At 63.4% G+C, this 13,851-nt stretch carries 7 protein-coding genes; all 7 read left to right on the forward strand.

The genetic code is table 11. The features are described 5' to 3' along the window. Window positions 1-125 precede the first annotated feature (125 nt). From LTV02_RS03840 to LTV02_RS03870, 7 genes are read left to right on the forward strand one after another with little or no spacing between them, the layout of a single operon-like run. Window positions 126-1,868: a fatty acyl-AMP ligase gene (locus LTV02_RS03840; RefSeq protein ID WP_233038525.1), complete on the forward strand. Its 1,743-nt coding sequence runs from the start codon at window positions 126-128 to the stop codon at window positions 1,866-1,868. 10 nt (window positions 1,869-1,878) lie between these two features. After that, window positions 1,879-2,181 (forward strand): acyl carrier protein, encoded by a 303-nt coding sequence (locus LTV02_RS03845; RefSeq protein ID WP_233038527.1) that lies wholly within the window; start codon window positions 1,879-1,881, stop codon window positions 2,179-2,181. A gap of 10 nt (window positions 2,182-2,191) precedes the next feature. Continuing rightward, window positions 2,192-7,669, forward strand: a complete 5,478-nt coding sequence (locus LTV02_RS03850; RefSeq protein ID WP_233038528.1) for a type I polyketide synthase — start codon at window positions 2,192-2,194, stop codon at window positions 7,667-7,669. Beyond that, window positions 7,669-10,716: a type I polyketide synthase gene (locus tag LTV02_RS03855; RefSeq protein WP_233038530.1), complete on the forward strand. Its 3,048-nt coding sequence runs from the start codon at window positions 7,669-7,671 to the stop codon at window positions 10,714-10,716. The genes LTV02_RS03850 and LTV02_RS03855 overlap by 1 nt, the downstream gene beginning before the upstream one ends. Continuing rightward, window positions 10,713-11,504 (forward strand): thioesterase II family protein, encoded by a 792-nt coding sequence (locus tag LTV02_RS03860; protein ID WP_233038532.1) that lies wholly within the window; start codon window positions 10,713-10,715, stop codon window positions 11,502-11,504. The genes LTV02_RS03855 and LTV02_RS03860 overlap by 4 nt, the downstream gene beginning before the upstream one ends. Next, complete coding sequence (locus LTV02_RS03865) at window positions 11,488-12,867, forward strand: NAD(P)/FAD-dependent oxidoreductase (RefSeq protein ID WP_233041466.1); 1,380 nt, start codon at window positions 11,488-11,490, stop codon at window positions 12,865-12,867. Before LTV02_RS03860 ends, LTV02_RS03865 begins: the two co-directional genes overlap by 17 nt. Beyond that, complete coding sequence (locus tag LTV02_RS03870) at window positions 12,864-13,847, forward strand: AfsA-related hotdog domain-containing protein (RefSeq protein WP_233038534.1); 984 nt, start codon at window positions 12,864-12,866, stop codon at window positions 13,845-13,847. The genes LTV02_RS03865 and LTV02_RS03870 overlap by 4 nt, the downstream gene beginning before the upstream one ends. Window positions 13,848-13,851: the final 4 nt, after the last annotated feature.

The raw sequence follows: 13,851 nt of genomic DNA on the forward strand, positions 1-13,851 counted from the left end.
ACATCAGCACCATCATGGTGTGAGTGTCGCAGACTGACTGGGAGCAAGGTCGCGACGATCGCAACATGATTTGAAAGAAGATTGAACTACGAGCATAAGGCTCGTAAAGGAGGGGGTACTGGCAGATGCTGCCAGCAATGGGGACATTCCGGTCGTTACTCGAAATGCGTCGCGTGCACGATGGGGATCGGATAGCATACCGATTTCTCGCCGATGGACTGCATGAAGCTCATACGCTGACCTTCGCGGAATTAGATTTGCACGGTCGGGCCATAGCGGCGGCCTTGCAACAGTGCGCGGCGGCGGGTGAGCGGGCCCTGATTCTTGCCGCAGATGGCTACGACTTCGTACGGGCCTTCATTGCCTGTCAATATGCGAATGTAATCGCTGTCCCGGCGTATCCACCTTTCCCGGCCCGTTCAGGCCATCGGGTCAACACGCTCAGGTCGATCGTGCAGAACTGCCGTCCGTCAGTCGTACTCGCCGCGGGCGCCCCAGCCGACAAGGTTGTGGTCCAGGAGTCCGTACCGGAACTTCAAGGCGCGCAGTGGATCTTCGTTGATCAGGTGTCGACGTCCGGCGCATCCGACTACACCGAGGTACCGGTACGGCCCGAAGATATTTCGTTCCTGCAGTACACGTCCGGCTCCACCTCGGCGCCGAAGGGTGTCGTGATCACTCATGAGGCGCTTCTGCACAATGAGCGGCTTATCGCGTCGCCCTTAACTGGCCTGGAATCTCAGGGGATCGGTGTCTCCTGGCTACCGCTGTATCACGACATGGGCTTGATCGGTAACTTGCTCGGCGTTGTATACACGGCTGTACCAGGTGTTTTCATGTCACCGCTGTCGTTCCTGCATCGTCCGGCCCGATGGCTTCAGACTATCTCGAAATATGGTGCAACCATCTCGGGTGGACCCAATTTTGCCTACGACCTGTGTCTGCGCCGTATCACTCCGCAGGAGTGTGAGGGGCTGGACCTGTCCAGCTGGCAGTTCGCGTTCAATGGCGCCGAGCCGGCCCGGGCATCAACCCTAGATGCTTTCGCAGAGCGTTTCGGGCCCTATGGATTCGACAAGCGCGCCTGGTACGTGTGTTACGGCCTCGCCGAAGCCACGGTCATGGTCAGTGGTGCGGCTGGACCGCTGCAAGGGGCGATTCGTCACAAGGCCAGCGCGAACGCGCTCGCTGAGGGGCGATTCGAGCCTGCCGCAACAGATTCCGACGCGATCGAGTTGGTCGGCTGTGGTACGGCCAGGCTGCATCGTCGGATCGAGATTGTCGCTCCAGACACTGGTGTTCGGTGTCCGGACGGAACAGTGGGTGAGATCTGGGCGTCGGGGCCGGACATGGGGTCCGGTTACTGGCAAAACCCAGAGCAATCCGCGCACACGTTCGCGGCGCGGCTCGCGGAGACTAACGAGGGCCCTTTCATGCGCACTGGCGACCTCGGTTTGATGCTCGATGGCGAGCTTTTCGTAACCGGTCGTATCAAAGACCTGATCATCATCGGCGGCCGCAACCACTATCCGACGGATCTCGAGGAAACCGTGGAATCGGTGGATCCGACAATCAGGGCGGGCTGCAGCATCGCTTTCACGGTCGGAGCCGGTGGTGCGGACCGCCTGATAATCGTTGCCGAGACAACAAAGCGGAATCCAGACGACCACTTGCTCCTCGAGCGGCTGATTCGTGGAGCGATCAGCAAGAACCACGGCGTGCAGGTCAATGAGATCGTGTTGGTCAAGCCGAATTCAGTACCCCGAACATCGAGCGGGAAGCCACGCCGCAATGCCTGCAGGGTAGCATTCGAGAGTGGGGAATTGAAACGCTTGAATGGGCAGGAATTCGTTTCGATTTCGAAGTAGGGGGTGCGAAATGTCGCTGGAATCGAGCGAGCGCGGGAGGGCAATGAGTGACGCGCCCGCAATACATGTGAGTTCCGATGAGATTATCGATTGGATGGTCGATCGTATAGCGGAATTTCTCGAGGTTCCCGCAAGCTCGATCGATATTGAGTTGCCTTTTATTGAATTGGGGCTGTCTTCGGTTCAAGCAATCGAGATTTCTGGGAATTTGGAGCAGTGGCTCGGCCTCGAATTACCCCCCACACTGGCGTACGACTACCCGACTATCGAGGACGCGGCCGGGTATATTGCCGACCAATTGAACCGAGGATAGTGATAATTCTATGAGCGATCCGGTTGCGATCGTCGGTATCGGCTGCCGCTTTCCGGGGGCCACCAGTTCGGAACACTACTGGGATCTCCTGATTAATTCTCGAGATGCGATCAGTGAAGTTCCGAAAAATCGATGGAATCTCGACGATTTCTATGACGAAAGCCCGGGAACTCCGGGAAAGATGAACACCCGCTGGGGTGGTTTTCTCGACAGTATCGACAGGTTCGACGCAGACTTCTTCGGAATCTCGCACCGCGAAGCCGAGCGAATGGATCCGCAACAGCGGCTCGCGATTGAGGTCGCCCACGAGGCGCTGGACGACGCCGGAATTACCGCGGCGAGCCTCTCCGGCACGACAGCCGGTGTGTACATGGGTGTTTCGGCATTCGATCACGGTGCCGCGCTCCACACGACAGGTCACACACCCGGTGTGTACGACGGCACCGGGGCGGCGTTGAGCATTGTTGCCAATCGCATCTCATACTGCTTGAACCTGCGTGGACCCAGCATGACCGTGGATACCGCCTGTTCGTCCTCCCTGGTCGCGGTACATCTGGCCTGCGAGTCGGTACGGCGAGGTGAGTCCGAGGTGGCGCTCGCCGGCGGTGTCAATGTGATCAGCAGCCCGGGCGTCGCGATCATCTTCAGCCAGGCCGGGCTGATGGCGCCGGATGGCCGCTGCAAAACCTTTGACCATCGCGCGAACGGGTATGTGCGCAGCGAAGGTGTCGGCGTCGTGGTCCTCAAGTCCCTAGCAAAGGCTCAAGCAGACGGTGACCGCATCTACGGCGTCGTGCTTGGTGGCGCAATCAACCACGATGGCAAGACGAACGGCCTGACCGCACCCAGTCGGATCGCGCAAATCGCTCTACTCAAGAGTGCCTACCGCGCCGTCGATATCGATCCCACCACAGTCGATTTCGTGGAGGCACATGGCACCGGCACTGCGGTGGGCGACCCCATCGAAGTCGCTGCGTTAGCCGAGGTGCTCGGCGGAGACCGGCTTGCGGGGCACGAATTGAGGATTGGTTCCGCCAAGACCAATGTCGGACACCTCGAGGCCGCTGCTGGCATCGCAGGACTCATCAAAGTGGCGCTCTCGCTGCACAATCGGATGCTGCCGCCTACCGCGCATTTCGAAGCGCCGAATCCGCTGCTCGGGCTCGACCACATTCCTCTGGTCGTCCAGCGCGCGCTCGATCCCTGGCCGCAGAGCGGTGGTCGTCCGCTGGCCGGCGTGAGTTCGTTCGGTTTTGGCGGAACGAACGCACACCTGATCGTGGCGGGTGCGCCGGTCGGTGCCAGTACAGAACCTTTGTCGGCGAATATCGCCCCGGCGCTGATACCGATTTCCGCGCCGTCGGCAGCGCAGTTGCGCCACCAGACGAAAGCGTGGGCGGCACTTGCTCAGCGGCATACGACGGAGCCGGGCTGGCTTGCGTCCGTCGCTGCAGCAGCGGCTGTACGGTCGACCCACCACCGCCATCGGCTCGCAATCATCGCTGATAGTGCGGCCGAATTGGCCTCTTACGCAGAGGCGTTCGGCAACGGCGAGAACTGCAAGTGGGTAGCCGGCCCGGCCGAGAAGGCACGCCGTACGCCTCGTATCGCCTTCATGTTCCCCGGCCAGGGTTCGCAGTGGCTGGGAATGGGGCGTGCACTTGCCCAGACGGTGCCAGCATTCCGTGAGGCGATCCGCCGCTGTGATGCCGCGATCTCGGCGGTGATCGGCCGCTCGCTGTGGTCAGACGAGGAGGGCCTGCTCGCCACCGAGACCGCGGACATCCAACCGGCCCTGTTCGCGATTCAGGTGGCGCTGGCCCAGACCTGGATGGCCTGGGGTATCCGGCCCGCGGCAGTCATCGGGCACAGCATGGGCGAGGTCGCCGCGGCGTACGTGTCCGGAGCCTTGTCGCTGCAGGACGCGGCCCGGATCGTCTGCATGCGTAGTGCCCTAGCAGATGAGATTGCTGGGAGTGGCGGGCTCGCACTACTCGAACTCGAGTCGGATCGGGCACAGGCCCTGTTGCAAGGCCGAGAGAACGCGCTGTCCATCGCAGCGATCAATGGCCCTCGGTCCACGGTTGTTTCGGGCACGGTCGATGCCATCGAAGATCTTCTGGCGGAAGCGCAACGCCGTCAGATCTTCGCTCGCCGCATCGCTGTCGAGTTTGCGGCACATAGTCCCCAAATTGAGCCACTGTTACCGCGGCTGCGCGGGATGCTTGACGACATCATGCCGCGGGATGCCGCCATCCCCTTCTACTCGACGGTCTCGGGCGAGCCGGTCCTCGGCACCGATCTCGGGCCAGATTACTGGGCGCGCAATTTCCGAGAGACGGTGCTGTTCGGCCCAACCTCACAGCGGCTGTTCGCGGACGGGCACACGGTATTCGTTGAGCTTTCGCCGCACCCAGTTCTCACGCATTCGTTGTCAGAGGTCTTCCACGGCAGTGGGCGGTCCGCGACAGTGCTCTCCTCATTGAGCCGCGATGAGAACGAGGTCACCGCTCTGCTGCGCAGCCTGGGCACGCTCTACACCCTGGGCGCTCCGATCGACTGGTCAGTATTGCATCCGGGCGAGGTCCGGCATCGATCGCTGCCCAAGCACGAATGGAACCACCAGGAATTCCCCGCGATCCGCATTGCGCACCACGCGCAGTCCGGACCGCCCGATGCTGCGCCGCGGCAGCGCGGCAGCCTACTGGGGCATCGCATTCCGATCGGCATCGACCAGACCCTGAAGGTGTGGCCGTTGCCGTTCGACGTCACTACCAGACCGGAATTAGCCGGACACCAAGTGGACGAGTTGGCCGTGGTACCCGCAGCCTACTGGCTTGCTGCGGCGGTCGAAGCCGCGACCGAGTCCGCGATTCGGTCGGTCACTCTGCACGATATCGACCTGTCCGTACCTTTTTGTCCCGGCAACCGTTCTGACGGTCAGCTGCAACTGTCGGTGACGGGCGGTCCGGCCAGTGAGCGCCGGTTCGCGGTGGTGTCCGCCGCCGCATCGCCTTCGCCAATCATGCACGCGACGGGCACGATGACGCTGGACCAACCAGGCACAGGCGGGGCCGACTCGCTGGCCAACGTGCGACAGCGCTGCAGCCAGGACTTGGCGGTGGAGCAGCTCTACTCGGGGCTCGAATCTGTCGGGTTGCACTACGGCTCTGCCTTCCGCGGGCTGACGGACCTCCGGATCGGCGACAACGAGGCGCTGGCGCGCTTCGAGCGGCCCCGGGAACTGACCGATACCGGTGCACTGCTGCACCCGGCTCTACTTGACGCCTGCCTGCATACGGTGGGCGCCACTATGGCCAGGTCCGAGGCTCAAGGCAGGTCGCTTCCGCTGCCGATCGCGATCGATCAGCTGTGGGCTGCGATCGACCGGCCGCACGTCACGGAGGGCTGGTGTCATGCCCGGCTGCATCGAATCGGGAGCCGGGAACTAACTGCCGATGTGACTGTTTGGGACGAGACCGGTGCCGTGGTGTGCCGGATCAACGGACTGACCGTGCGGCTGACCGTGCCGCAACGCACGGTGACCGACGGCAGCCTCTACCAACTTGACTGGGAACCGCTGACGCTAGCCGACGAACCGGCGGACACGGGTACATGGGTCGTCATCGGTACCGATAACGCTGTGCGGTTGGTTCGTCGAGGGCTCGCCGCGCGGGGTGACCGCTGCATCGAGGTGGTGGTCGACCGCGAGAATGTCTGTCGCGCTGCACGACTCGACCTGTCGATGCCGAGAGCGGTGGACACGGTGCTCGCGTCCGCCCTGCAGGAGACAGATGAGCTGCGCGGTGTCATCGACCTGCGAGCGCTGATCCCGGCACCGGTGGCACCGACCGGGGGAACGCTGCAGGCGATTCCGTTGCATGCTTTGCGAGTTGCCCAATCGATGGTGCGGATGGGGCTCGCCAGCTCATCCAGGCTTTGGCTGGTCACTTCTGGGACACAGTCGTGCACAGCTATACCCCAGGACACACTGCCCGCCGGAGCAACCCTATGGGGCCTCGGCCGCGTCGTCGCGACGGAGTTACCTGCCCTCGGTTGCTCTCTCGTCGACGCCGGTTCGGTCAGCCTAGGTCCAGATTGGCGGCTCGACGAGCCCGACCTCGATCGGTTGATCGAGCTGTTCCGTGCGCCGAATGGGCCAAGCCAGGCGGTTATTCGGGACGGTGCGGTGTTGGAACCCCGACTGACCCGTAGCCTCGGTGTGGGAGCGTCCGCTCCGCTGGTCATGCGGCCCGACGCGACGTATCTCGTTACCGGGGGGCTCGGCGCGCTCGGCTTACTCGTCGCTGACTGGCTGATCAACTGTGGTGCAAGGCACCTGGTGCTGGCAGGCCGCGGCGGTGCGACGCCCGAGGCGACGGCGGCGGTTGCCACGCTGCAACGGGCTGGAGTACAGGTTCGGATCGCTCGGCTCGACGTGGGCGATGCGGACCAGGTCGACGCCCTGATCGCGGCGATCGAGGCTACCCCGCAGCCGCTCGCCGGAGTGTTCCACGCTGCCGGAGTCTTGGCGGATGCTGTTGTAACGGCCGTCGGCGAATCCGAGCTCGATGTCACCCTCAGCGGAAAGGCCTGGGGGGCATGGCATCTGCACCGCGCAACCCTGACGTTGCCGCTCGACATGTTCGTGCTGTTTTCGTCGCTGGCCGGGCTGGTGGGTTCGCCTGGACAGGCCGCTTATGCTGCGGCGAACACCTTCCTCGACGCGCTCGCCGAGCAACGAATGACCCTCGGGTTGCCGGCGACGAGCGTGGCGTGGGGAACCTGGGCCGGAGACAATCTGGCCGGCGCCGGTATCGAGCGACTCGCAGCACGGGGATTTCCGCCCCTGCGACCGCACATCGGCGTCGAGTTGCTTGAGCAGGCGGTGGCGAGCCGCCGCTCCGCTGTGGTCGCGGCGGCTTTCGAACCAGAGACGTTGCGCCAGACCATGTCCGGGTTGCCCGACACGACTCGGCGGATGCTCGAGGTTGTGGTCGGCGGGGCGGGCCAGGGCGATCGGTGGGTGCGCGGCAGCGCCCGCGAAGCGGTGCTCGCGCACGCGTCCGTCGACCTACGACGCGAAGAAGCCCGGCGTCAAATCATCAATCAGGTAGCTGAGGTTCTCGGCACCACTCCGAATCGAATCGACCCGCAGATCCCGTTCCAGGAGAGCGGTCTCGACTCATTGACGGCGATCGAGTTACGGAACCGGCTCGAAACCGTCTTCGACGCACAGCTGTCGGCTGCGCTGTTCTTTGCCTGCCCCACGGTCGAAACATTCGCAGACGAGTTGTGCGACCGCATTACGGCTGACTCGACCACGTCACCGGGTCAAGTCCGTTCTGCCCTAACCGATCACGTCCCAGCCGTGCCTCCGAAGGTCTCGGAATCGGAAGTGCCGGAGGATCTTTCGGGACTTACCGAGGACGAACTGGCCGAAATGGTCGCCCGCGAACTGCAGTTGATTCGTGAGATGGAGGCGTGATGACCGCATCACTACAACAGCCGTCGACCGGCCAGCGTGAACTGCTTGAGCAAGCCCTTCGTGAACTGCGGGAGGCTCGACGGCGACTCGATATCGCCGAACAGGCCCGACACCGGCCGGTGGCGGTGCTTGGCATGGGTGTCCGGATGCCCGGCGACGCCAATTCACCCGACCAGCTATGGGATCTGTTCTCGTCGGGAACCGACACTGTCTCGACGCTGCGGATCTCTGAAGACGGCCGCCGTGGCCGCACCGCGACGGCCGTCGACGGCAAATGGGCCAGCTTGCTGTCGGAGATCGACAAGTTCGATGCCGGCTTCTTCGGAATCTCATCCGACGAGGCCGACCACATGGATCCACAGCAGCGACTTTTCCTAGAAGTGGCATGGGAGGCGATCGAGGACGCTGGAATCACGCTGCGGGAACTACAGAGTCGGCGAGTCGGTGTCTTTCTGGGGCTGTACGGCACCGACTATGTCGGCCTGCAGTTTCAGGATCCCTCGCGGCTGACCGCGTATACCGCACCAGGCGGAGCGCACAGCATGGCGGCCAACAGGGTTTCGTATCTGCTCGATCTGCGTGGACCGAGTATTGCGGTCGATACGGCGTGCTCCTCGTCTTTGGTAGCGGTGCACTTGGCCACCAAGGCCGTACGGAATGGAGACTGCGATCTAGCAATTGTCGGCGGCGTCAACGTCATCCTCTCCCCGTTGTCCACATTGGTGACAGAAAAGGTGCTGCCTCTTGCTCCGAGCGGACGGTGTCGAACGTTCGACGCCGCTGCAGACGGCATCGTTCGCGCTGAGGGATGCGGCGTCGTCCTACTGGGCACGGCGGATGAGGCCGGAGCGCCTGGTCGCCGGGCGCGTGCCCTGATCCGCGGCACTGCGACCGGTCACAATGGCCGCGCGAACGGGCTGACCGCCCCCAATCCAAAGGCCCAGGCAGACCTGCTTCGCGCCGCGCTGGCGGACGGCAAGGTGGATGCGGCACAGGTCCGTTACATCGAGGCACACGGAACCGGCACCATTCTCGGCGACCCGATCGAGGTCGAGGCCCTTCGTGAGGTCTACGGCAGGGAGGGTGCGCGATGCGCGATGGGATCGGCGAAGACGAACTTCGGACATCAGGAAGCGGCCGCTGGCATCACGGGACTGATCAAATCGATCCTCGTGCTCGAACACCGAGAAGTCCCACCCCACTTGCATTTCAGATCGCTTAACCCGGAGATCGAGCTCGAAGGAACCCGGCTGTTCATCCCGACGGAGTCGGCGGCCATCGAGACTGAAGGGGAGCCACTCTGCGCCGCAGTCAGCTCGTTCGGCTTCGGTGGCGCCAATGCGCATGTGGTACTGCAGGAACCACCTGTCGCGACACAGGAGTTGCAGGGCAAGCCTGCCGCTACACGGCCGCTAGTCCTGCCGCTGTCGGCGCGCAGTATTGGCGCCCTGCGCGTCCTGGCATCCCGATACGCCGATTTGATTGAGCGTGGTCCCGAACATGCCGCGGATATCTGTGCGGCAGCGGCATTGTCGCGGGACCACCATCGCATCCGCCGCTGTGTCGATGCGGAGTCCGCCGCCGAGCTGGTGCGTGCCCTCCGCAGACCGTTCCTGGCCGCCGAATCGCTCGGACCAGGAACTCCGCGAGTCGCATTCGTCTTCAGCGGGCAGGGCAATCAGTGGGCGGAGATGGGCCGTGAGCTGATGGCTGCCGAACCTGTTGTGAAGCAGGTCATTGAGAATTGCGATGAAATCGTGGGTAGGCGGGCAGGTTGGTCGATCATCGAGCAGCTGCATGCCCCGCAAGCCTCCACCGGGCTCGACCGGACCGAAACTGCGCAGATCTGCGTTGCGGCAGTTCAGCTCGGCCTCGACGCGCTGTGGCGTTCCTGGGGTGTGCGTCCCACGGCGGTTGTCGGGCACAGCATGGGAGAGATCATCGCGCTCTGTGCTGCTGGAGCGCTCGACCTGGAGCAGGCATTCGAACTGCTGCTTCGCCGTGCGGCGGTCTGTGAGGCTGCGGCGCGCGGTGGTGCGATGGCGTCCGTGGAGCTGCCTGAGTCCGAGGTGTTGGAGCTGGTCAAGCCAATGTCGGACCGGGTTGGGATCGCCGCTGTGAACGGCCCCCATGCCACGGTGATTGCCGGTGAATCCGAGGCGGTGGCGGCTATCCTCGCCGCCGCGGCGGCGCGCGGTATTCGCGGCAAGCGCCTACCTGGCAACTACGGCTTCCACAGCCCGCTGTTGAACGATTCTGCTGCCCTCTTGGGCATGAACCTACCGGTTCCGCGAGGGGCATCGGGGTCCATCTCGATCTATTCGACGGTGACCGGCCAGCGGTTGGATCCGACGCAGCTGGACCCCGCCCACTGGCATGAGAATCTGCGCAACCCGGTGCGATTCGCTCAGGCGATCACCGCTGCCGCTCGAGACGGTGCCACAGTATTCGTCGAGATCGGACCTCATCCAGTGTTGTTGCGGCACATCGGCGAAACGCTCGAGGATCTTGGTTTCGAGCACCGTGAGGTGGGCAGCCTGCACCGCAATCGAACCGGGTTCCGGTACGAATCCCTGGCACGGATGTACGAGGTCGGCCTCACCGTCGATTGGCGAGCCTTCGCCGATCATCCGGCTGTGCCGATCACCCTGCCAACCTACCCGTGGCAGTACAGTCGGCACTGGCTGCAGTGGCTCGACACCGACGATTCTGCGAGGGCGGACGAGGCTGTGCCCGACCCGACGCCGACCATCGTGCTGCCCCCAACCACTGGCGAACGCGTCGATGTGGTGGTCGGATACATCAGGGAGCGGCTCGCCCAGGTGCTTGAGGTGGACGACGTGGACGTCGTCCCTATGGACGTGCGAGTGGAGGACCTCGATCTCGATTCGCTGGTCATCGTCGAGTTGAAGAACCGGGCCGAACAGGACCTCGGTGTTCGGGTACCGCTGGCGCCATTGCTCGAGGGCGGTACCCCTATCGAACTGGCCACAGCGATCGTCGCGTCGCTCGAGGCGGCGACAGGCGAAATCGATGGTGCAGCATGAATTTCCGGCCGCGATATGACACACGTCGATTGTCAGCCGGGCTCACCTGTGTGCGACCGCGACCTGACGCCGTGCTACGCCTCGTATGTTTCGCCCATGCGGGCGGCGGGCCGCAGGTGTTCCGGCATTGGGCCGATTTCCTCGGTCTCGAGATGGAGGTCTGGACCGTTGCTCTGCCGGGGCGCGGCCGTTGGCTACGTGATCAACCGATAACAGCGTGGAAACCGTTGGTAGAGGGGACCTCTCAGGTAATTGCCAGGGAAATACCCGGTTCGATAGCTCTTTTCGGTCACAGCTTCGGGGCGCTGCTCGCCTTCGAGGTGGCCCGTAGCATGACCACGGCGGGAATCGAGCCTGCACAGTTGGTGGTATCCGGCAGGCCCGCCCCTTCGGCACCGTTCGCGGTCGCTCTGCTGGCCGACGATCTGACGCTGATGAGCCTGATGGACGCACGATACGGCGGTGTGCCCGAGCAGATTCGGGGTGTCCCTGAACTCGTCGAGCATTTTGGGCCGCTCCTTCGGTCCGATCTCGAACTCGTTGTCAACTACGACTATCGCCGAGACCCAGTGCTGTCGTGCTCCATCGCCGCCTTTGCAGGGACCGAGGATCCGGATACAACGGCGGACAATCTGGCCGACTGGGGGCGCGAAACCATCGGTGACTTTGTGTCACGGCGCTTTCCAGGGGGACATTTCTATCTCACCGAGCACACGCCGGAAGTCCTCGAAACGCTTCGCGAGCTGCTGATGGCGAAGGTGGGTGACTGCGATGCGCGAGCACTGTGACGTGGTCATTGTGGGCGGTCGGTGCGCTGGATCGGCGCTCGCTGTCCTGCTGGCCAGGCAGGGGCTGCAGGTGATCGTGTTGGAGCAGGTCCATCACCCGAAAGCCACGCTCTCTTCCCACGCATTGCAAACCGATGCTGTGTCGTTCCTCGAACGGCTGAAGGTCATCGACAAAGTTGTGCAGACCGGCGCACCGTTCATGACTCGAGTCGACACTCGGATGGAGGATTTCCGTACGATCACCGACTACCCGCTCCAACCTGGCGATGTGGGTGGTGCCCTGTCGATTCGTCGTGAGGTACTCGACCCGATCCTTGCCGAAGCCGCGGTCGATGCCGGCGCCGATTTTCGGATGGGCGCCAGAGTCGTCAATCTGCTGACCGACGAGCATGGCCGCGTCGAAGGGGTGCGAGCCGTTCGGGCCGGCAAGAAAATGGAGATCTACGGAAAGCTGGTGATCGGTGCGGACGGCCGTGATTCGACGGTCGCCCGGCTGGTGGGAGCGCGCAAGTACAACGTCACCCACAACGAACGGTGGTACTACTGGACGTACTTCACCGGTGCACAGTGGTCGGAGCCGACTTTCATCTTTCACCGATGGGGCGACCGACACGTTTTCGCGGGGCCTTGCGATGATGGTCTCTACATCGTCGGTGTCTCGCCGGAAGTCCACGAGAGGGAGGCGTTCCGCCGCAATCTGCGTGAGTCGGTGATGCAGCACGCGCGCAGTTGCGAACCTGTCGCCGCCGCCATCGACCAGGCGCAGCAGACTGGGAAGATCTTCGGAATCACCAAGTTCAGCGGCTACTTCCGCGAACCGTCAGGACCGGGTTGGGTACTGGTCGGTGATTCCGGACATTTCAAGGATCCTGCGGTGGGGCGCGGAATCGCTGACGCGTTCAGACAGGCCGATACTTTGGCCGCGGTCTTGAGGCAGCGGATCCACGGCAACGCAAAGGATCTCGACCGCGCGATAGCGCGGTGGGGGCGCCAGCGGGATCGCAAGTACGCCGACTACTACTGGATGGCCACGGATGTCGGCTGTGCCGGACCGGTTCCGGGGCTTTTCGCCAAGGTGCTCGAGGAGTTGGCCCGGAACGGCGAAATCAACCGCTATCTAGAGCTTTTCAGCCATCGGCGATCGCCAACACAGTTGATGAGTCCGCGATACCTCGGCCCGGCGATGGGACGGATGCTCTGGCGAGCTGACAGCTCACGGATCGATGTTGTTCGGAATTTCGCAATATTGCTCAGACAGGAAGCTGGTCGCCGCTGGGCCAGCTGGCAGCCGAAATGGGCGCCGTCGGCCGCCGCGTCCGTGAACGCGAAGGGATCGCCACAGGTGAAGGTAGGAGCTCGATGACAGTGCAGGCTGACACCACCACCCTCAGTTTCGAACAAACAGTGCCGCGTCAGCTCGCACATCGGAGGAATCTGGGCGAGGTACTGATCGCGGATTCGGTCCGTAGCGGTGACGGCGAATTTCTGGTGGCCTTTCAGGTGCCCCGGGCACATCTGGTGTGGGCGGATCGACCGGCCGAGCGTCACGATACGTTCGCGGTGGCGGAGGCTGCCCGCCAAGCTGCCTTCGTCGTGCTCCACCGCCACCTTGAGATTCCGATCGGTTTGCCGTTCACCATGCACGGGTTCGACTTCGAGGTCGACCGGCCCGAGTTGTTCGCCGACGACCACCGAAACGCCCTGGAGGGCGTTCTGCATTATCGGATCATCAACTGGGACAAGCGGAGCGCGAGTCAGGGCGGCTTGAAGTTCGCGGGCGTGGCGGCCATCGGAGGACAAGCCGCACTGACCTTCTCCGGTGACGTGGTGTTCTTACCGGCCGACGATTACCAGGCACTGCGCGACTTTCAGCGTCGCCGTCGACCGGCCGCCTCGGCGGTGGTCCCGATTCCACTGTCGCCGACTCTGGTTGGCCGTTCGGATCGGCGCAATGTGGTGCTCGGGGAACCCCACGACCTGACTGCCACCGGTGGCAGGTTCCCGATCGTGATCGATCGGTCGCATCCCTCGTTCTTCGACCACGAGTACGACCACGTGCCAGGCCCTCTCTGCATAGAGGCCTTCCGCCAAGCGGTGATCGCCACCGGCCATCGGCTCGGGCTGCTGTCCGAGCAGTCGGTCACTACGGTCGTCGCGGCCACCGCCAAATTCGAGGACTTCGGCGAACTCGACGCATCGTTGGAATGCGAGGTCGAATTCGAAGCGAGCTCGGCCGACCGGATCCGAGCCGTCGTTGGCCTACATCAGTTCGGAAAATCCATCGCGGCCGGCGGACTCGTCCTCCTGCACAGCGATGAAAAGGCTCACAACATTCGGCTTTGAGGGG

It is taken from the genome of Nocardia yamanashiensis (assembly GCF_021183565.1).
In the GTDB taxonomy this organism is placed as follows: Bacteria; Actinomycetota; Actinomycetes; order Mycobacteriales; family Mycobacteriaceae; genus Nocardia; species Nocardia yamanashiensis.